The sequence below is a fragment of the Rhizobium sp. BK176 genome (assembly GCF_024808055.1).
The window spans coordinates 81,361-101,944 of the sequence record NZ_JANUBV010000019.1 but is presented as its reverse complement, the minus strand read 5'-3'; the positions used below and the strand labels follow the sequence as shown (position 1 = coordinate 101,944).

16 protein-coding genes and 2 pseudogenes are annotated in these 20,584 nt (G+C 61.2%); 8 read left to right on the top strand and 10 right to left on the bottom strand.

Annotated elements, in window-relative coordinates; translation table 11 throughout:
- Position 1: 1 nt before the first annotated feature.
- Positions 2-841 carry an IclR family transcriptional regulator gene (locus tag FHT76_RS33500; RefSeq protein WP_405049316.1) on the bottom strand — a complete coding sequence of 280 codons (840 nt, stop codon included), beginning with the start codon at positions 839-841 and terminating at the stop codon, positions 2-4.
- Between the two features lie 88 nt (positions 842-929).
- Between FHT76_RS33500 and FHT76_RS33495 the strand changes: the two genes are divergently transcribed.
- Complete coding sequence (locus tag FHT76_RS33495; RefSeq protein ID WP_183756417.1) at positions 930-2,126, top strand: aminotransferase class V-fold PLP-dependent enzyme; 1,197 nt, start codon at positions 930-932, stop codon at positions 2,124-2,126.
- A gap of 40 nt (positions 2,127-2,166) precedes the next feature.
- Positions 2,167-3,999 (top strand): ABC transporter ATP-binding protein, encoded by a 1,833-nt coding sequence (locus FHT76_RS33490; protein ID WP_183756418.1) that lies wholly within the window; start codon positions 2,167-2,169, stop codon positions 3,997-3,999.
- A gap of 381 nt (positions 4,000-4,380) precedes the next feature.
- On the opposite strand, the gene FHT76_RS33485 is transcribed toward FHT76_RS33490, so the two are convergent.
- From FHT76_RS33485 to FHT76_RS33475, 3 genes are read right to left on the bottom strand one after another with little or no spacing between them, the layout of a single operon-like run.
- Positions 4,381-6,681, bottom strand: a complete 2,301-nt coding sequence (locus FHT76_RS33485) for a xanthine dehydrogenase family protein molybdopterin-binding subunit (protein ID WP_259130664.1) — start codon at positions 6,679-6,681, stop codon at positions 4,381-4,383.
- A complete protein-coding gene (locus FHT76_RS33480; protein WP_259130666.1) occupies positions 6,678-7,664 on the bottom strand; it encodes a xanthine dehydrogenase family protein subunit M in 987 nt (328 codons plus the stop codon). Before FHT76_RS33480 ends, FHT76_RS33485 begins: the two co-directional genes overlap by 4 nt.
- Positions 7,661-8,137: a (2Fe-2S)-binding protein gene (locus tag FHT76_RS33475; protein WP_183756421.1), complete on the bottom strand. Its 477-nt coding sequence runs from the start codon at positions 8,135-8,137 to the stop codon at positions 7,661-7,663. Before FHT76_RS33475 ends, FHT76_RS33480 begins: the two co-directional genes overlap by 4 nt.
- Before the next feature lie 218 nt (positions 8,138-8,355).
- On the opposite strand from FHT76_RS33475, the gene FHT76_RS33470 reads away from it, so the two are divergent.
- Positions 8,356-8,958 carry a TetR/AcrR family transcriptional regulator gene (locus FHT76_RS33470; protein ID WP_183756422.1) on the top strand — a complete coding sequence of 201 codons (603 nt, stop codon included), beginning with the start codon at positions 8,356-8,358 and terminating at the stop codon, positions 8,956-8,958.
- A 111-nt stretch (positions 8,959-9,069) separates the two neighbouring features.
- On the opposite strand, the gene minE is transcribed toward FHT76_RS33470, so the two are convergent.
- The 5 genes and pseudogenes from minE to FHT76_RS41505 all read right to left on the bottom strand — a co-directional run.
- On the bottom strand, positions 9,070-9,330 hold the full coding sequence (gene minE / locus FHT76_RS33465) for a cell division topological specificity factor MinE (RefSeq protein ID WP_183756423.1): 261 nt from the start codon (positions 9,328-9,330) through the stop codon (positions 9,070-9,072).
- Entirely contained in the window at positions 9,327-10,145 is an 819-nt protein-coding gene (gene minD, locus FHT76_RS33460; RefSeq protein WP_183756424.1) for a septum site-determining protein MinD, read from the bottom strand. The genes minE and minD overlap by 4 nt, the downstream gene beginning before the upstream one ends.
- 32 nt (positions 10,146-10,177) lie before the next feature.
- Positions 10,178-10,900 carry a septum site-determining protein MinC gene (gene minC / locus FHT76_RS33455; RefSeq protein ID WP_183756425.1) on the bottom strand — a complete coding sequence of 241 codons (723 nt, stop codon included), beginning with the start codon at positions 10,898-10,900 and terminating at the stop codon, positions 10,178-10,180.
- 328 nt (positions 10,901-11,228) lie between these two features.
- Positions 11,229-11,366, bottom strand: coding sequence for a DUF1127 domain-containing protein (locus FHT76_RS33450; RefSeq protein WP_007797120.1), 138 nt, complete (start codon positions 11,364-11,366; stop codon positions 11,229-11,231).
- A 237-nt stretch (positions 11,367-11,603) separates the two neighbouring features.
- Positions 11,604-12,219, bottom strand: a pseudogene (locus FHT76_RS41505) (GSU2403 family nucleotidyltransferase fold protein); the annotation flags it as partial.
- A 315-nt stretch (positions 12,220-12,534) separates the two neighbouring features.
- Between FHT76_RS41505 and FHT76_RS33435 the strand changes: the two are divergent.
- The 3 genes from FHT76_RS33435 (at position 12,535) to FHT76_RS33425 (ending at position 16,743) form a co-directional block, all read left to right on the top strand.
- Positions 12,535-14,616, top strand: a complete 2,082-nt coding sequence (locus FHT76_RS33435) for a transketolase C-terminal domain-containing protein (protein ID WP_183756426.1) — start codon at positions 12,535-12,537, stop codon at positions 14,614-14,616.
- A 3-nt stretch (positions 14,617-14,619) separates the two neighbouring features.
- Positions 14,620-15,870: a dihydrolipoamide acetyltransferase family protein gene (locus tag FHT76_RS33430; protein ID WP_259130673.1), complete on the top strand. Its 1,251-nt coding sequence runs from the start codon at positions 14,620-14,622 to the stop codon at positions 15,868-15,870.
- 102 nt (positions 15,871-15,972) lie between these two features.
- Entirely contained in the window at positions 15,973-16,743 is a 771-nt protein-coding gene (locus FHT76_RS33425; protein WP_183756428.1) for an SOS response-associated peptidase, read from the top strand.
- 179 nt (positions 16,744-16,922) lie between these two features.
- Here FHT76_RS33425 and FHT76_RS33420 read toward each other — a convergent pair whose 3' ends face one another.
- The gene (locus tag FHT76_RS33420) at positions 16,923-17,105 is read right to left on the bottom strand and encodes a hypothetical protein (protein WP_246712761.1); all 183 of its coding nucleotides are present in this window, start codon (positions 17,103-17,105) and stop codon (positions 16,923-16,925) included.
- Positions 17,106-17,415: 310 nt separating this feature from the next.
- Here FHT76_RS33420 and FHT76_RS33415 point away from each other — a divergent pair.
- A pseudogene (locus tag FHT76_RS33415) lies at positions 17,416-18,511 on the top strand (M24 family metallopeptidase).
- 338 nt (positions 18,512-18,849) lie between these two features.
- Entirely contained in the window at positions 18,850-20,583 is a 1,734-nt protein-coding gene (locus FHT76_RS33410; RefSeq protein WP_183756429.1) for a bifunctional diguanylate cyclase/phosphodiesterase, read from the top strand.
- Position 20,584 lies beyond the last annotated feature (1 nt).

Sequence of the window (20,584 nt, the reverse complement as noted above, 5' to 3'; positions counted from 1 at the left end):
ATCAGTGATTGCGCCAACCCATCAATTTTTCGATCCGCTGCGCCGAAGCCCGCACCTGTTCAGTGTAGCGGCTCTCGTCGGACAGGACCTTCTGTTCCGGCAGCACAATCGAGATGGTCGCAACGCACTGTCCCTCCCGGTCGCAGACCGGGGAGGCAATGCAGGCAACCGCGTAGTCCGACTCGGCGACCTGGATCGACAGCCTCTCCGCAAACGCCTTCCCGGCTGCGTCAGAAAGCGTTGCCGCATCGATTTCGGCGCGTCCGGTCGGCGAGCTGCGGGCGCAGCGCCTGAACAGGTCCACCCGCTCGCTCTCCGGCAGGTGACCGACAAGAAGTCTGCCGGATGCAGTCCAGTTCAGTGGCACGCGCGTTCCGACCCGCGAGGCGACCTGGAAGTGGCTTGGACCGTCCGCCATCGCAAGGACCAGCATGTAGTCGCCGTCGCGACCGCATACCTGGACGGTTTCGCCCGCCTGGCGGCAAAGATCGTGCATTTCATGCGTGGCAACACTCATGAAATCCAGCGACCGCGCATAGGCGAGACCGTAATGATAGAGGCGCGAACCCAGCCAGATCGATCCGTCGGAATTGCGGGCCAGCATGTTCTTGTCTACCAGGTCGTCAATGATGACATAGACCGTGGAGAGCGGCGCCCGGACGGCCTTGGCAATCGCGTAGGCTCCGGCCGGGGAACCGGTCTCGTAAAGATAATCGATAACCTGCAAGGCACGATCGATGCCGCTCACCCGAGAGCGCCGCGCGCCTTTGGCGTCCGCCTCGTCAACCGATACCGTCTCGTCAACCTGGGTTGCGGAGGAGGGCTTGGTGTCCAATTTCAAGGTTCCTCGTCTGATTACGGGACGCTATTACATTACTATGGCATAACTGTCGATGGCAATTCGCAAGCCGCCACTTTGGAGAACTAGAATGTCCGATGATATCCGCACCACGATCGGCCTGCGCCCGGTCATCAACGTGTCCGGTACGATGACCAGCCTCGGCGCCTCGATCGTCGTTCCGCAAGCAATCCAGGCGATGGAAGCAATCCTGCCGCAATTTGTCGAAATCAATGACCTGCAGCGCATGGCAAGCAAGGTCATCGCCAGGTTGACCGGTGCCGAAGCAGGCTTTGTCACGGCATCGTGCTCCGCTGGCATCAGCCTTGCTGTCGCCGGTGCAATCACCGGCAACAATCTCCTCGCCATCGAAAAACTGCCCGATGCGACGCTCGAGAAGAACGAAGTCCTCGTGCAGATGGGTCATGTCGTGAGCTACGGCGCGCCCGTCGATCAGGCCATCCGACTTGCCGGCGGCAAAGTCGTGCTGATCGGGCAGGCCACCTCGACGCATCGCTTTCACATGGAAAATGCCATCACCGAAAAAACAGCGGCGGCCGTCTATGTCGTGTCCCATCATGTTGTCGACTATGGCCTGCTGCACCTCAGCGAGTTCGTCGAGATCGCTCACGCCAAGGGCGTTCCGGTCATCGTCGACGCAGCTTCCGAATACGACCTCAGGCTGTTTCTTGCACAGGGGGCCGATATCGCCCTTTATTCCGGGCACAAGTTCCTCGGCGGCCCGACCTCCGGCATCGTTGCCGGCAAAAAGGAACTGGTCCGCAGCGCCTTCCTTCAGAACATGGGGATCGGTCGCGGCATGAAGGTTGGCAAGGAGAGCATCTATGGCGTCATGGCTGCGCTGGAAGCGTGGGAAAAGCGCGATCACGCTGGAATCCGCGAACGTGAGACAGGCTATCTCAAGCTCTGGAAGGAAACGCTGGATGGCCGCCCGGGCGTGAGAGCCCTCATCGAACCTGATCCGACGAACAATCCGCTTGAGCGCCTGCGGGTCGTGGTGTCGCCAACCGAGGCACACATCACCGCGTGGGATCTGGCCACGGCACTGTCGCGTGGCGACCAGCCGGTCATCGTACGCGACCACGAGGTCGAGCATCAGCATTTCTATCTCGATCCCTGCAACCTGCATCCTGGCCAGGAAAAGATCGTTGCCGCCCGGCTGAGCGAAGAACTCGACAGGGCCCGCGCCTCGAACGAGATCATCGCCACCCCGCTCGAAAACCGCAGCAGACACCGCTTCGACGGGATTTTGCGCTGGCCGGACTGAGGATCGGCAGGCGGCAAGGGATAAAGGAAAGGGAACAAAAATGAGTGTCACAGAGATTAGCGCTTCGCGGCCCGCTAACCCGGTTCTGTCCGTTCACAACCTGACCACCTCGTTTCTGGTTGATGGTGGCTGGAAACCGGTCGTGCGGAATGTTTCCTTCTCCGTGTCACCTGGAGAAACGGTCGCCATCGTCGGTGAGAGCGGTTCGGGAAAGAGTGTGACGTCACTCTCGATCATGCGGCTCCTGCAGGCGGACTCAAGCCGTATCGAGGGCAAGGTCATGCTTGATGGCCGTGACCTCTTGTCCCTTTCGCAAGACGAGATGCGCAAGGTGCGCGGCAACGATGTCTCGATGATCTTCCAGGAGCCGATGACGAGCCTCAATCCGCTCTTTACCATCGGCGATCAGATCTCGGAGGCATTGCTGTGCCACAGGGCGATGTCAACGGCAGAGGCCAGGTCGGAGACCATTCGCCTGCTGGAAAAGGTTCGCATCCCGTCCGCGGCCTCCCGTTTCGACGAGTATCCGCATCGTTTTTCGGGCGGCATGCGCCAACGCGTGATGATTGCCATGGCGCTTGCCTCCCGGCCGAAACTCCTTATCGCCGACGAGCCGACGACAGCGCTCGACGTAACCATCCAGGGGCAGATCCTCGATCTCATCAAGATGCTGCAGGACGAACAGAAAACCTCGGTCCTCTTCATTACCCACGACATGGGCGTCGTTGCCGAAATCGCCGACCGGACCGTCGTGATGTACCGCGGTGAAGAGGTGGAGACCGGGACAACAGGTGACATCTTCCACCGCGCAAAGCATCCCTACACCCGCACTCTCCTGTCGGCCGTGCCGGTGCTCGGATCGATGCAGGTCTACACGCGGCCATTGCGTTTTCCCGTCGTCAACGCCGTGACGGGCGAAACCGATGCTGGGGTCGAAGTGCCTGATACCGTCACCAGGGACAGACCGATCCTCGAGGTCAAAGGGCTGACCAAACGCTTTGACATCCATTCGGGACTGCTTGGCCGATTGAGCGGGCGGGTGCATGCAGTCGAGAACGTGTCTTTCGACCTTCGCGCCGGCGAGACACTGTCCCTCGTCGGCGAATCCGGTTGTGGCAAATCGACGACCGGTCGCGCCATCATGCGCCTGATCGAGCCGGATTCCGGCGCCGTCATCGTCGAGGGACGCGACATGCTCTCCCTCGGCAAGCGCGAGATGCGCGAGATGCGCAAATCGGTCCAGATGATCTTTCAGGATCCCTTCGCATCGCTCAATCCCCGCATGACCGTCGGTCAGGCGATTGCCGAACCGTATCTTGAGCACAAGATGGGTACGGCGAAACAGGCACGGGATGTCGTCGCCGACATGCTGTTGAAGGTTGGGCTCACGCCCGATATGGCGCAGCGCTACCCGCACGAATTCTCCGGCGGCCAGCGACAGCGCGTTTGCATCGCCCGGGCCCTGGCGCTTCAGCCGAAGGTGATCGTTGCAGACGAAAGCGTCTCGGCGCTCGACGTATCGATCAAGGCGCAGGTCATCAATCTGATGCTCGACCTGCAGCAGAGCCTGGATCTCGCCTTCCTGTTCATTTCCCATGACATGGCCGTCGTCGAACGCGTCAGCCATCGGGTGGCCGTGATGTACCTCGGAGAGATTGTCGAAATCGGCCCCCGCGCGGCGATCTTCGGCAACCCCCAGCACGAGTACACCAGGAAGCTGATGGCAGCCGTGCCGGTACCGGATCCCGACCGCCGCCATCAGAAGCGCAAGGCCGTCGTCGAGGAGTTGAAGAGCCCGATCCGGCCCGTCGAATACGAGGCTGACCGGCGTGAATATCGAACCGTTTCGCCGGGACATCTTGTGATCGCCTGAGCGCTCCGTGATGAAGGTCGAAGCGATCGCTGCCGCCACACCTCGGGTGGCGGCAGCGGCAGACCGCGGTTTTCTCGCGCCAATCTGGTAAGCAGCTGCAGCAATCGTTGCGGAACCGTGGTCGGAGTTTGGCGTTTAGAAACGGTCGCCGGCGGCAGTGCTTTCTGTCATTTTGTAGTTTGCACCTGCCTGCTGTCGGCGACAACCCCTCACGTGCAGGCTTGCGCTGTCGGGACACAGGTCGTTTGGTGTCGAAAGGTACTGGTACAACGAAGAGGCGTGCCTGTTCACGGCATGGGGCGTGAGCTTGCCCGAACCGATGCGAGGTGGCCGATGCTCGCCACCTCACATCACTGTCACGCGTTCAGTCCTTCGGGGTCGTCACGAACCCAGCACCTTGTCGAGTGTGAGCGGGAGGTCGCGGATCCGCTTGCCGGTTGCATGGAAAACAGCGTTGGCAATTGCTGGCGCCACACCGACGATACCGACCTCCCCTACCCCCTTTCCACCTAGAACCGAGGCTTCCTTGTCTGGAATGCCGACCGAGATGACCTCGATGTCAGGGATATCAGCATTGGTGGCGACGAGATAATCACCGAGGTTGTTGTTGACCAGGCGACCATTGCGCGGATCCACCAGCCCCTCTTCGAGAAGCGCCTGGCCGATCCCCATGATGATGCCGCCGCGCCATTGGCTTTCCGCCAGCTTCGGATTGTAGATCCTGCCGCAGTCGAATGCCGATACGACGCGGGAGACACGGATCGTCCCGAAGTCTTCGTCGACCATCACCTCGACAAAATGCGCGCACCAGCTGTGCATGGAATAATCACCTGCCGTTGGTCCGCGGATGCTTCCCATGGTCGTCCAGGCCTTGCGGTGACTATCGGGCCCCTGCTCATTGTCCGGAAGCGTGTTTTTTCGCGTCTCGATCGACTGGCGACCGAGCGCTGACATAAGGTCACGGATCGGCAACGACATGCCTCCGTCGCGCGGAACCGAAACGCGCCCGTCGGCAACCGTCAGCGTGTTCGCGCCGGTATCGCGAAATGGTGACGCTCCATCGTTGAGCGCCAGCGCGATCAGTTCGTCGCGCGCGGCCGATGCAGCCTTGTGCACAGCCCCTGTTATGGCGCCGGCGAGCATCGAGCCGCCGGCAACCGTCGCACCGGGAAGCGATGAATCGCCAAGCCGGACATTGATCGTCTCGACCGGGACACCCAGCGCATCGGCCGCCGTCTGGGCAAGGATCGTGTAGGTGCCCTGACCCATGTCGATCGCGCCACTGACGACCTCTGCCGAACCATCAGCGAGAATACGGACAAGCGCTTCGCTTGCGGCTCGAAGGACCGGAAACGTTCCGCAAGCGACGCCCCATCCGACCAGACGCCGGCCGTTTCTCATCGAGCGGGGGGCAAGGCTTCGGCGCGACCATCCGAATGCTTCACTGCCCGCTGACAGCGCCTCCCGCAACCGCCGCGTAGACCAGGGCTTGCCCGACTGCGGATCACGTTCGGCATAGTTGCGCAGTCTGATCTCGACAGGATCAATGCCGACCGCGTAAGCGAGCTCGTCCATCGCGCATTCGAGCCCAAAGGCACTCGGATTTTTGCCTGGTGCCCGCAGCGCTCCAGGAACAATCGTATTCACCGCGACCAGCCGATGCTCCGCACTGAAATTCTCGACCGCATACATCAGCGGCGTTGCTGCGCTGGTCTGCTCCGGAAAATCGGCATAGGTCGCCGTTTCGCTGGCACCGCGATGGACAAGTGCCTGGAGGACCCCTTCCGAATTCGCGCCGAGTGCGATCGTCTGCCGGGTCGCGGCACGGCCGCCGAGGGCGGTGAACGTCTGAGGACGCGTCACGGCAAGCTTCACCGGCCGGGCGAGCTTGCGGGCAGCCGCCGCTGCAAGTGCGCCATAGGCATAAGCCGTCGCCTTGGAACCGAACCCGCCTCCGATGAACGGCGAAATGATCCGCACATTTTCATAGGGCAATCCGAACCACTCTGCATAGGTGCGGGCCATTCCGTGCGTCCACTGGCTGGGCTCCCGGATGGTCAGGGTGTCGCCGTCCCACTCTGCGGTGAGGCCATGCGGCTCGATCGCGACATGGAATTCCCGCGGCGTCTTGTACTCTGCCTCGACGCGAACAGGGGCAGCGGCGAGTGCGCTCGTTGCATCACCCCAGGTGACCGTCAGTGCGTCTAGTAGCTTTCCTTCTTTCGCCGCGGCGTCGTCGAAACCGACAATCGCCGGAGCCTCCTCATAGGTGATCTCGATCAGCCTTGCCGCCTCACTCGCCTGCTCCAGGGTTTCCCCGATGACAGCCGCAACGGCCTGACCGTTGAAGGTGATGTCCCGGGACAGCGGATGATAGGCCTGGTTGTCCGGCCGGTTTCCATACCAGTCCGACGCAATGCTGAGATTGAGTTCGGTGTCCGGCGTCAGCACCATCAGCGTTCCCGGTGCTGCCTCGGCCTTGCTGCTGTCGATGGCGACGATGCGCCCGGCTGCAATCCTGCTTTGCACGAGGACACCGTAAGTGACCCCCTTGACCTGATGCTCGAGGGCAAAGGGCGCACCGCCGGTGATCTTCAGCCGGCCGTCAAGGCGCGACAGTCGCCCACCGATCGTGCCATCAGAGGAGTCTCCACGTTTGCTGCGAGGTTCCATAATGGTCATGCCAGACCTCCTGTCTCGAGAATGGCGCGCGTCACGACACGCGGTGCGAGTTCGATCTTGTGACGGTTGCCGCCGTGACTGACGGCACCTTCCATGGCAAGGCGGCTTGCGGCCGCAATCGCTCCGACGTCATCAAGGGATTTCCCCTTCAGTGCTGCTTCAACGGACCGCGCCCGCCACGGCCTTGTCGCAACCCCGCCCAATGCAACGCTGGCGTTGCGGATCGTCTTGCCGTCGGCCTCGAATTCCAATCCGACGGCTGCACTTGCGACGGCAAACTCGAAGGACTGGCGATCACGAACCTTGAGGTAGGTCGAGTTTCTTGCCAGCGGCGTGCGGGGAACCCTGATCGACAGGATCATTTCTCCTGGTTCCAGTACCGTTTCTCTCTCCGGCGTGTCCGACGGCAGCAGGAAGAAGTCTTCCACGGCCACCTGACGCCCGCCGAGATCGATCACCGCATCGAGGGCAGCCAGCGCGACAGCGAGGTCGCCCGGATAGGACGCGATGCAGGCGTCGCTGGTTCCCAGCACGGCATGGTTTCGGGTTACCCCCTCAATTGCCGAACAGCCAGAACCGGGGGCGCGCTTGTTGCAGGCCTTGAAGGTCGCGGGGTCGCGGAAATAGGGACAGCGTGTCCTTTGCAACAGGTTCCCCCCTGTTGTCGCCATGTTTCGCAACTGTGCGGAGGCGGCAAGGGAAAGGGATTTTGAAACGGCCGGATAATCGGCGCGAATGCCCGGGCTTGCTGCCACATCCTCCATCTTCGCAAGCGCGCCGATCGTGACACCGTCGCTGTCAGCAGAGATCTTTGCCAGATCCGGAAGACGGCTGATGTCGATCACCGAATCGGGAGCGGCAACGCCGCATTTGGCGAGATCGAGGAGGGTTGTCCCGCCTGCGATAAACACGGCGCCCGATTGCATGACGTGCTTTCGGGCGTCATCGACCGAGCGGGCCCTGATATACTCGAAATCTCTCATCGGGCCATCTCCGCAGCTTGGCGCACGGCCGCAACGATATGGTTGTAGGCTCCGCAGCGACAGAGGTTGCCGGCCATGGCCTCGCGAATCTCCTCGTCCGTCATGGCGCCTCCCTCGCGGATCAATGCGACCGCCGACATGATCTGCCCCGGTGTGCAATAGCCGCACTGGAATGCATCATGGTCAAGAAAGGCTGCCTGCACCGGGTGCAGATCGCCATTGTCTGACGCCAGCCCCTCGATGGTCGTGACCTCCTGGCCTTCGACCTGCGCGGCAAGGGTCAGGCAGGCAAGCACGCGCTTGCCATCGAGATGCACCGTGCAGGCGCCGCATTGTCCCTGATCGCAGCCCTTCTTCGTACCGGTCAGGCCCAGATGCTCGCGAAGCGCATCGAGCAAGGTCACGCGTGGCTCGACATCGAGTTCGTAACGGTGTCGATTGACGTCGAGGGAAAGATGAATCGTCCGGGTCATGGGGAGCTCCTGCTCTCGTCACGGGATGGCAATGAGGTTCCAGAGGGGTGGCCAAACAAGCCCGGCGCGCTAGCTAACGTCATGAAAGCAAGGCCGGGCGCGTTTCAGCATGACATCATGCCCTCTTCTGGATTAAGAAGTGGAGGGCGCTCCATATAATCGGAGGCGCCTCCGTTTAATCTAGAGACTTGCCGCGTCGCGTCAAGTCCCGAACGTGCATGGAGTCTATTTTGCCCTCGGCCGCGCCGGAGACAGCACCGCCCTCACACCCTCCCCTTCGGGCCGACGCACGCCGGAATCGGGAAAAGTTGATTGAAGCCGCGTCCGCCGCCTTTGCCGAGCATGGCGTTGAAACGTCGCTCGAGGATATTGCTCGAAAGGCCGGCGTGGGGATCGGCACCCTCTATCGCCATTTTCCCACCCGCGAGCACTTGGTTGAAGTGATCTACCGCAGGGAACTGGAGGCTCTCGCGGCTGCCGCACTGGAGCTTGCGGCAAGGCATCCCTCCGATATCGCGTTGGAAGAGTGGATGCGACGTTTCGTCGACTACATCGCCACCAAGCGCGGAATGGCCGGCAGCCTGAAGATATTGATGGACTCGAACAGCTCTCTCTTTGCCGAGGGTGCCGGCCGCCTCAAAAGCGCGGCGGGCGGCCTTCTGACAACAGCAGCGCAAGAGGGCAAGATCCGGGACGACATCGACACGACGGACCTCCTGCACGCCCTTTCGAGCATATATTCCCTGCCAGCGTCCCCGGAATGGCGCGACCGCTCGAACCGCCTCATCGGGCTCTTGATGGATGGCTTGCGAAGGAAATAGCCGGCGACCGCATCGACGACGGCAGCGGCGTTGCCTGTCTGAGGTGAGGCTTGACGCTGAAAATGAAAAGGCGGCGCCAGGGACGCCGCCTTGAAATCATGCTGCCTTGAGTCACGCCGCCTTGACGGTCGTACCAAGGGGAATTTCGACATCAATCTCCAGCACCGACATATGCTCGTCGCGATCCATTGTCACGCGCACCCTTTCGTTGTCGACGTCAATGTGCTTGGCGATGACCGCAAGGATTTCCTCACGCAACAGCGAGACAAGATCAGACCCGGCAGAGACGCGCTCGTGCGCCAGCAATACCTGCAGGCGCTCGCGGGCTGCAGGCGCGGTCCGCTGTTTCCCAAAGAAGTTGAAAATGCTCATGCAGCCGCCCTCCGTCCGAAGATCTTGCCGAAGATGCCCCGCTTCTCTCCCGGGATGACGACTGGAAACTCCTCACCCGCCAGTCTCCGCGCCGCATCGAAATAGGCCAGCGCAGGCGCACTGCGATTGTCCGCCAGGGTCACGGGGGCACCGATGTTGGATGCGCGAAGCACGTCCGAACTTTCCGGGATGATGCCAAGCAGCGGGATCGAGAGGATCTCCAGCACGTCGTCGACCTTCAACATGTCACCCCGTTCGGCACGGTTCGGGTCGTAGCGCGTCAGGAGCAGGTGCTTTTCCATCCGCTCTCCGCGTTCAGCCTTCTCAGTCTTCGAATCAAGCAGACCGATGATGCGGTCGGAGTCGCGGACGGAGGAAACTTCCGGATTGGTGACGACCACAGCGACGTCGGCGTGGCGCATCGCCAGCGTAGCGCCACGTTCGATGCCGGCTGGGCTGTCGCAGATGATCCAGTCGAAATGACGCTTCAGGTCATTGATCACGCGCTCGACGCCTTCGGCGGTAAGATTGTCCTTGTCGCGCGTTTGTGATGCCGGCAAAAGGAAGAGCGTCTCAACCCGCTTGTCGCGGATCAGCGCCTGGGAAAGCTTCGCGTCCCCCTGGATGACGTTGACCAGGTCGTAGACAACCCTGCGCTCAGCCCCCATGACGAGGTCGAGGTTGCGAAGGCCGACGTCGAAGTCGACAACAACGACCTTCTCGTTCCTTTGGGCCAAGGCTGCTCCGAGGGCTGCGGTGGATGTGGTCTTGCCCACTCCGCCCTTGCCCGAAGTGACGACGATGACTTTCCCCATCTTTATCTCCTGTGTGATAGCCAGTTTCGGGCCTAACTAAGTTTCTCTGCCTTGATGGAATCACCGTCCAGCCAGAGCTGAACGGACTGTCCGCGAAGGTTGGATGCTATGTCTTCGGCCATCTTGTAGATGCCGTCGATGGCAACGAGCTCTGCCTCGAGCTTGCGGCAGAAGATGCGCGCTGACGTATTGCCAACCGAACCAGCCATGGCGCGCCCCCTCAATGTTCCGTAGATATGAACCGAACCGCCGGCAATAATCTCCGCACCTGACGCGACCGAACCTATGACGGTAACGTCGCCTTCTGGAAAAATCAGCGACTGACCGGAACGGATAGGCTCGCGAATGACGATTGATTGCAACGCCGCACGCGTTTCGATCACCGGCGCCTTGCGTTCAACATCAATGGTCGGCTCCTGCTGGGGAACCTCGAAATCCGAGACTGGGCGCCCTCCCTTGAGAGCCGGCGGCATGCCTGGTCCGATCAGCGACGGGCGGCAGCCTTCGATCCCCATGATGCTGACATTGCGCTGTGCAAGCTCGGCAATTAGGCCCTTCAGTTGTGCGCGGTCGATCTGAAGATCGCTCACGTCGAGTACCACAGGCCGCCCCAGGAAGAAGCCGGCAGACCGCGCGGCAAGATCATCCAGTCGTACGAGCCAGTCGTCGAAGGGAAGATCTGGCGATAGCATGACCGCGAGGAAGGAGCGGCCCTTGATACGGATAGAGCGAGCGTCAGTTAGCACTTTGGTCATCTATGTTAAGAAAACGTTGACCAATTTTTATCGCTGATTTGGTTAACAAATGGTTAATATCTGACGCCCGGGGCGTTAACAATTTTCATTCCGAAACGCCGTCGGCTTGTTGCAATCAGCGCTTGACGGCATCGTCGGCCAGGCCTCAAAGGCGGCTGCTTTGGCACCTGCCAGTTCACCCCTTTACGCGGAGGTAAGCGCGTGTCCTCCCGCGGCAATCGCTCTGATGATTGGTTGCCCGTATGTCGGGGTCGGGGCTGGACGGTATGGCCCAAATACAACAAAGGCCCGCTCTGGCGGGCCTTGATGTCTCGGTCTTCTCGTCGTCTTAGCGACCGTAAACCAGGCGCTTGATGTCACCACGCGTGACCCCGATGTCCTTCAGGGCTGCATCGTCGAGTCTCGAAAGGTCTCTGTAGGCTTTGCGGAGCTGTAAGAACTCTCCGATCCGGTTGCCGATTTTCATGTCATATCTCCTTGTGCGTTGCACAAATATATAGCTGACTGCTTTCCAAATGAGCACTTCGAAAACCGCATATGTGGCATCTCGAATTTGCAACCTCGCCCTGCCGGTGAGCAACCGGGCGGCGGTTTCCACATCGGGTCGTGCGTCCGATAACCGCCGACGCGGCACTCGTCAGGCTGTTTTGCAAAAACAGTATAACTGAGCATCCGGACAAGGTTTGACACTCGGTCACCAGGGGCTCGAGGTCAGGAATTCAACCCGATAGCCAGTCGAATTCTGGAATGCCGACGAGGCTGCGGCGCCGGATCGATGAGGCACCGGCCGGAATGAAGGATCACCCCCTGCAGCAGCTCGACGATCGGCGGCAGGCTATCTTCGACTTCCCGGGAGATGGCATAGTCCTGCGCAATATCGGCACCCCGGTGAGGATGGCTGTCATCGGCAAGCGGACGCCCAGCAACCCGGGAATAGCACTGAAAGCCACCGTGCCGATGAGGACGCCCCGAAGCTGGAACAGACCGCCATCGGCCAATGCCTCTACGATGTCTCCGGACATGGCATCGGGCGCAGTCGTTCCCCCTTCGCGACCATTCGCCGCGGCGCGCCAAGGTCATCCTTCTCACGTTTGTGGTCAGCGACCCGCTGCGCGGTATCAGGATCGTGTTGCGGACCGACATAGCGACGTGTCGTTCCTCCGTGTCCATCGGGGATGTCGAAATACCAGTAGCGGCGACCTTTGATGTTGGCGGGCGTGAACCGTCCCTCCGGAGGGAAATCGGCCGTCCACGCGGCGTCGAGCGAGCGCTGACCAACTCGGCCAGCATTGTCTGATCACGAGGTCGATAGTCTTCAAGCACCTGGACCCCGTTTTTGTGGCTCGCACGGCGTTAAACCATTTTACAAAAACAGCATAACCGGCGAGAAGCTGAAAGAACAAGCGGCGGGTCACTCCCGGACGGAACCTCTCAGGGGGACGACACGCTGCTCCGGCATTACTGCTTCGACAAGCCGATCCCTCCCCAGGATTATCCGGACGGAAAACTTCCGCTTATGGAGGTATTTTTGAAACCGATGTTTCATCCGGAGGCGCTTTTTGCTGGAACCTGAAACGCTTCGTCTCTGACACTGCGCTATTCTCCCCAGAACCAAGAGTCGAGGAGGAACGAAGATGGCACAGGTGGTCGCGACCCGTTTTCGAGACAGGGAGGTACCTGACGAAGGCATTGACTGGACGCGGGTTGCCAGTCTGCTCCAGCTGTCGCGGAGCCTTGATGAAATGGAAGAAGCGCGCCTTGTTCCGGAGAAGAAGGTCCTCTATCAATTTTCCGCCCGCGGCCATGACATGGCGCAGATCATCCTCGGCCTGCAGCTGACGAACAGACACGATGCGACATGCGGCTACTACCGGTCACGGCCTTTGCTCCTGTCCCTTGGCGTCGACCCCGCCGACGCCCTCGGCTCGGCCATGGGTCGGGCAGGTGGTTATTCCGACGGCCGCGACATTGGCGTGGTCTTCAACTATCCGAGCAGAAACGGCGCCTCGGCCCTGCCGATGTGCGGCGGTGTCGGCGCCCAATACACGCCGACGGCCGGTTGGGCGGAGGCGCTTCAGTACTATGCGGGGCCAATGGGAAAGCCTGAATATGGCGATGCAATCGCAGTCGTTCTCGGTGGCGATGGGTCCGTTGCGTCGAATGGCTTTTGGTCGGCATTGACGATTGCCACCACACAAAAGCTGCCGATGCTGTTCTACGTCGAGGATAACGGGTACGGGATCTCCGTGCCATCGGACATGCAGACGCCCGGCGGGAACATCGCGGCCAACCTCGCAAGCTGGCGCAACCTTGCCATATTTGAAGGCGATGGCTGCAGTCCTGCCGATGTCGCCCGCCTCACCCGACAGGCTGTCCACTATGTCCGCGGCGACAGAATGCCGGCCCTTCTGCGCCTGAGCGTCCCGCGCCTTGAGGGCCACAGCTTCCAGGATACGCAGGCCTACAAAAGCGAAGCACTCGTCAAGGCAGAGTGGGCGCGCGACCCGCTGCCGCGCCTGCGAGATTATCTGGTCCCATCGATCATGAGTGCAGAGGCGTGGGACAGAGCAAGGGCGGAAGCGGATAGCATTGCAGAACAGGCCCGCATCGAGGCGGAAAGCCGGAACGTGCCCTCACCGGAGACCGTGGTGCGCCATGTTTTCTTCGAGGGCGATCTCCAGGCCATGGGTGGCCAGTACAGCACCGGCTATCGCCCGCCGGAATCGACCGATGAGCCTTCCCCGGAAGGCCAGCGTATCAACATGGTCACATCGATCAGACGCACGCTTGATCATGAACTGAGCATCAACGAGCGCGTCGTGTTGTTCGGTGAGGACATCGGCCAGAAGGGTGGCGTCCATGCCGTGACACTCGGCCTGCAGGAGAAATTCGGGAAGGACCGGGTGTTCGATACTTCGCTCTCGGAGGAAGGCATCGTCGGGCGGGCGGTCGGAATGGCGCTTGCCGGACTTGTTCCCGTTCCGGAAATCCAGTTCCGCAAATATGCAGAACCGGCAACGGAGCAGATCAATGATTGCGGGACAATCCGGTGGCGCACCAACAATCGGTTCGCCGCGCCTGTCGTGCTGCGCATGCCGGGTGGCTTCTTCAAGTGTGGGGATCCGTGGCACAGCCAGACGAACGAAGTCGCCTTCATCCATCAGCCCGGCTGGAAGGTGGCGGTTCCCTCAAATGCGGAAGATGCGGTCGGACTGCTGCGCACTGCACTGCGCGGCAATGATCCAGTCATCTTCTTCGAGCACCGGGCAATGCTCGACCATCCCTGGGCACGTCGACCCTATCCTGGCGACCATTACACCCTCCCCTTCGGCAAGGCGCGGTTTACCCGCAAGGGCGAGGCGATCACGATCGTGACGTGGGGCGCGATGGTCCCTCGTTGCGAGGAGGCTGCAGAAGGGATCTCGGCGGATCTTATCGATCTTCGCACATTGATGCCCTGGGACCGCGAGAGTGTCCTTTCCTCGGTGCGCAGGACGCGGCGGTGCCTTGTCGTACACGAGGATCTTGGCACGGCCGGCTTTGGCGCCGAGATTGCTGCCGTCATAGCAAATGAGGCCTTCATCGACCTCGACGCGCCGGTCTCGCGATTGACGATGCCTGATATACCCAGTCCTCACAGTCCGGTCCTGCTCGAGTGGGCAGTGCCGTCGGCGGACCGCATCAGACAGAAAATCAAGGACCTCCTGGAGTACTAGACGATGGCGAACTTTATCGAGGTCCTGGTCCCCCTGGAACAGGAGGGGACAACGGCCGTCGTTCGCAACTGGCTGAAACAGGCCGGAGATGCAGTTGCTGAGGACGACGCACTGGTCGAGATCGAAACCGACAAGGTGACCCAAGAGATTCCGGCACCCGTTGCCGGCATTCTCGCCGAGATCCTCATGATGCCTGGCGCCGACGCAACGCCCGGAGCCGTGCTCGCCCGGATCCGGGCCGACCATGCGCTCCCTGACCAGGGGACTTGCGAGACCGCTGAGAACGAGACGATAAAAGGTGACAACGCTCCCGTACGTGCCGGCGTCGGAACGCTCGGCAGCGAACGTTTGTCGCCGGCGGTGCGAAGCGCTTTCGAGGAATACGGCATCGATCCGGCAAACGTTGTCGGTACCGGGCGGAACGGTCGCGTGACCCGTATGGATATGGACAACGCATTCCTGGCGAGGAAATCGCCAGGCGGTGGCGAAACACCTTCCGACACTGATCGACGACAGTCCGATCGACCGCCTGCCAGCTCCCGCATTGTCGCACACACGCCGATGAGGCTGTCGATCGCGCGGCACATGCTGGAGTCGGTCACGACCGCCCCCCACGTCACGTCAATCTTCGAAGCCGACTTCACCGCCGTGATGCGCCATCGTGCCATGTACAGGGCAGAATTTGCGGCCGAAGGCATCGATCTGTCCTACTCGTCCTACATTGTCGCGGCATGTGCCGCAGCCATGCGGGCAGTCCCTGAGGTCAACAGCCGATGGCACGACGACCACCTGGAGATCTTCGACGACCTCAACATAGGCATCGGCGTCGCGCTCGGCGACAGCGGGCTGGTTGTTCCCGTCATCCACAGGGCCCAGGATCTGGACCTGTCCGACGTCGCCGCAAGGCTTCAGGACATAACCATGCGGGGACGGGACGGAAAGCTGACCAATGCCGACATGCGCGGCGGCACGTTCACCATATCGAACCATGGCGTCTCGGGATCGCTTGTCGCAGCCCCGATCATCATCAACCAACCGCAATCAGCCATTCTCGGCGTTGGAAAGATAGAAAAGCGGGTTGTCGTCAGAACTGTCGACGGCGTTGACGCAATCCAGATCCGACCGATGGCCTATGTATCCCTGACGATCGACCACCGCGCCCTGGACGCCCATCAGACCAATGCGTGGCTGACGCGGTTCGTTGAGACGCTGGAAGCATGGGACGCATCGCAACCGTCACATCCGCGGCGCTAAGAACGCCGCTCGGCCGCCGCGCTGATGTCACCCGATCGCAGCAGTTGGCATCGGTCATTGCCTCGTCTACCGTGGCGGCCATCGAAACGGGATGGTCTGCAAATGTGCAACTTGTATCGCATGGAGGACAAGGACTGGGTCAGCAAATGGGCCCTCGACGTCGAGAGCCTCGTCAACCTCATGCCCGCCTACCAGATGAATCCCGACCAGGCCGGCCCCATCGTCAGGAACACGCTCGATGGTCGCAGGCAGCTCGTTCATGCCCGCTGGGGCCTTCCCTCCCCTTTTTTCGCCCAGAAGAAAGCTGCCGAAGCTCGTGCCGAGAAGCTCCGGAAGAAGGGTGAGGCGGTGGACATGGACGCCCTGATCCGCATGGAGCCGGACCGTGGGACAACAAATGTGCGGCAGTTTCATCTGGCGCATTGGAAACGCTGGCTTGGCCGGGAACATCGATGCATTGTCCCCGTAACCTCCTTTGCCGAGCCTGATCCCGCCGCCCAGCGCGACGGCGATCGTGTCCCCAATGCGTGGTTTGCTCGCAATGAGGAAAGACCGGTGATGTTCTTTGCCGGTCTTCACGTGCCGGGCTGGACCAGTGTACGCAAGGCCAGGGACGGACTGACCACCGACGATCTCTACGCTTTCCTGACCACGGACCCCAACGCCGTCGTAAAACCGATCCACGACAAGGCGATGCCTGTTCTGCTGCTGACGAGGGAAGAGACCGACATCTGGCTGAACGCGCCGTGGGAGGAGGCAAAAGCGCTCGCCCGCCCGGGGCCTGACGACGCAATCAGGGTGATCGGACGTGAGCAATGGGGATCGACCATCGTGTCACCCCGCGGAGAGCCGAGCGAACCCACCATCCTCTAGATCGAGCCGACTGCGTCACGGTGCGACTGGCGAGCCGCTCTTTCGAGCCGATGCGCCGCCGGAGCGGACATCGCCGAACCGGCCAGCCCGACGTCAGGGACAGATGCGCGGACATTCACTCTCAGGCAGAAGCCGCCACCGCCATGTAGTGCATCAACGCAGAGCTGCGGAACCCCGTTTCAGTAACTGCACGAACGACCATCGCTCGGCCGGAAGCCGTCAGAACAGGCTCGATTCATCGAATCGCCCGGCAGGTAGCCAGATGCGGACCCATAGGAGTTGGGGGGCGTCCCGCAGCCTGACGCGCCCGCGGCGAGCATGAAAGCCCCACACATTGCAAGAAATCTCCGGTACCTTCTCATCGGCGGCTCTCCACGAATGGTCATTGCGCAAGGCTGAATCTGCGGCCCTTTCAAAAGGATGCGCGAGGAATCACGCAAGGTCGACTTCCGTATGCTCGACCATAGCCTGTCAAGCGGATCTTCGAAAAGCGGGGCAAAGGAGCGCTCCGCCAAACCTTGCGCCGAAGTTTTCGAAGGGGGTCGGACGGCCTGATGAATTGCCTTGTCGACGACTTGCCTACATCTGCCTTATGGTCGCGGACATCATTCAGCACAGATCACAGGTAGAATTCGCGTGACACATTTCGCTTAGGCCTCACCCGTCGCGGCAATCACGAAGGACGAGCGCTTCGCAAGGCTGACCGGACTTCGTCAGGCCATGCAGTCACGTGGCGTCGCGGCAACCTTCCTTGGCCCGATTGAAAGCCTTCGCTACTTCACCGGCCTTGTCTGGCAGCCAAGCGAGAGGCTGCTTGGCGCGCTTGTCACCGAAGACAGGCTTACCTACATCGTTCCGGGCTTCGAACGCAGCCGCGTGGAAAGCCTCCCTCATCTGCCGGGCGATATCCTGAGCTGGGAGGAAGACGAGAGCAGCGCCGCACTCGTTGCCGGACTGATCTCGCCATCCGGCATCCTTGCACTCGATGACGCAATCGAACTCAGCTTCTACCACGCCTTTGCAGGCCAGATGGGGGCGGCAAGGCTTGTCGACGGCGGCGGCATGCTCAACGCCCTTCGCATGATCAAATCGCCGGCAGAGATTGCCCCGATCCAGTATGCGATGAACATCACGCTGGAGATCCAGCGCAAGGTTCGCGACATGATCGCGCCCGGCATCGCCGGCTCCGAGGTCTCCCGTTTCATCGACCAGCAGCATCGAGCCTGGCGCCGACAATGGATCGACCTTCAGGATCGTGTCGTTCGGATCTGCCACCTCCCTGCCACATGGCGCCGATGGCGAGCAGATCCTTTCTGCGGGAGACGTCATCCTCGTCGATACCGGCTGCCGCATCGACGGCTATCACTCCGACCTGACGCGCGCATCCATGCTCGGCGGCGGCAAGGCCGAGTTCGAGCGCGCCTGGGACATAGAGCGCAAGGGTCAGCAGGCGGTGTTTGACGCCGCGAAGCTCGGGGCCCCGTGCGAAAGCCTTGACGCCGCGGCGCGCCGTCTTTTCCCGACATGGTCTCGGTCCCGACTATCGCCTGCCCGGTCTGCCGCACCGCGCCGGCCACGGCCTTGGCCTCGACATCCATGAAGCACCGTTCATCGTCAGGGGCAACCGCACTCCCTTGCGACGGGCATGTGCTTCTCGAACGAACCGATGATCGTCTTCCCAGATGCATTCGGCGTTCGTCTCGAGGATCACATCTTCATCACAGCGGATGGTCCGCGCCACGCCGGCAAGCAGTCCCTCTTCCTCTAGTCCAGGCAAGACCGGACACGCCAATCGTTGCCAGGCGCCTGATTCGCCGTGCGGGTCCTCCGGATGGGCTCCGACCTCGGCCGAATGCAATTCCGTTTGCCGTTGCCGAGGGAAACGATATCCGTCGTCATCAGATGCAACCCTGCCCTGAGACACACGTGAGGCTCGCGCCAATTTGGCGTTGCGATCGCCACAAACGTGCAGAATACTGTGCTATGGTAGCGTTTTCTGTTGACTGGAACACGGTATACGCTAGCTCTTATATAAGCTGCCATTGCGAAACGGTGGCAGTCAGAAGCCAACACCCGAGCGCGGCGGGATGAGGAGGTCCAAGCTATATGCCGGAAAATCGTCCGGATTGGCCCAAGCTGGTTCCGCAAGGATCCGAATTCTTTCATCGCGCCGCGGCAACGTTCTCGCTCTTTGATCTCGACCTCGTCATCATCGACTGGTCCGACGATCTGGCGAAGCGTGAGGGTTTCGCCGGTCGATCAACCGTAACATTGTCGGACGTCTACCCGACGCTCGCCAGACCGCCGATCGCCGAGCTTGTCCGACAGGTCATCAAATCCGGCAGACCGCGATCGGTCCGGCTGGGCAGGACACCTGACGAACAATGCGACCTGCTGCTGCTTCCCGCCAAGGACGGGCTCGCAATCATCGAGATCGCAGCCGGCGATCTTGCCGGCGAGACACACGCCCAGGAAGACGAACGGGCGCTCTGGCGTCACCAGGCAACGCACGATGTGCTGACGGGGCTTCCCAATCGTCGTCGCTTCAGTGACGAACTCGCGCGTCTCCTGCCGACGAAGGGTACCAATCTCGCACTGATGCAGATCGACCTCGACGACTTCAAGCCGGTCAACGATACGCTCGGCCACGGTGCCGGCGACATCGTGCTCAAGCTTGCCGCCAACCGCATTCGAAGCGTGCTCGGCACCGATGACACAGCCTTTCGCCTCGCCGGCGATGAATTTGCCATCATCCAGCTCGCACAGGGTCAGCCACGCGAAGGCGAGAGACTGGCGGACGACCTGATTGCCGAGTTCAAGAAGCCCTTCGTGGTGGATGGCATCACAGTCTTTGTCGGGGCGAGCGTCGGCATCGCGATTGCGCCCCGCGACGGCAACGAGGGCGAGCAACTGATGAAGGCTGCCGACGTTGCTCTCTATGCGGCGAAGAAAGAGGGCAGACGTCGCGCGCGCACCTTCGATCCGGCGATGCTGATTGTCCTCGAGCAAAGGGAGTTCCTGCGGCGGAGCTTGCGGGTCGCGCTGCAGCACAAGGAGTTCTTCCTTGAATATCAGCCTCTCTTCGACCCTTCCCGAACTGTCACCGGTTTTGAGGCGCTATTGCGGTGGCGCCACCCGCGGCTTGGCGTCATCCCGCCGATCGTCTTCATCCCAATGGCCGAAGCCGATGGCCTGATGAGCGAAATCGGCCAATGGGTACTGGAGGAAGCCTGCAGGGCGGCCCTCAACTGGCCGGACCATTATACGGTTGCCGTCAATCTTTCCCCCGCCGAGTTCCTGACGGCCGGATTTACCGACCGCGTGTCACAAACGCTCGACCTCGTCGGCTTACCCGCCGAGCGGCTGGAACTGGAGATCACGGAAACCGTGCTCCTGGAACGTACGACCAACAATCTCGACACGCTGAACACCCTCAACGTACTTGGCATCCAGATCTCGCTCGATGATTTCGGGACGGAATATTCCTCGTTGAGTTACCTCAAGAATTTCCCGTTCGATAACATCAAGATCGACAAGTACTTCATCAACGATCTGCTTGATGACGAAAAGAGCCAGACGATTGTGCGGTCGATCATTTCCCTGTCACATGGTCTCGACATGTGCGTCACTGCCGAGGGGGTCGAGACCGCAGAACAGGCAGCCTGGCTCCTGGCAGAGGGATGCGACCGTCTGCAGGGCTACTTCCTGGGCCCGCCCATGCATGTCGATCGGCTTGGTTCGTTCATCCGGCATGGGAAGAAGGCAAGGATCGGCGCAGCCGCCGGTACGACAACGCGTGCCCACGGTGCGCAGATGTCCGTTGGTCAGGGAAGCAATTGAA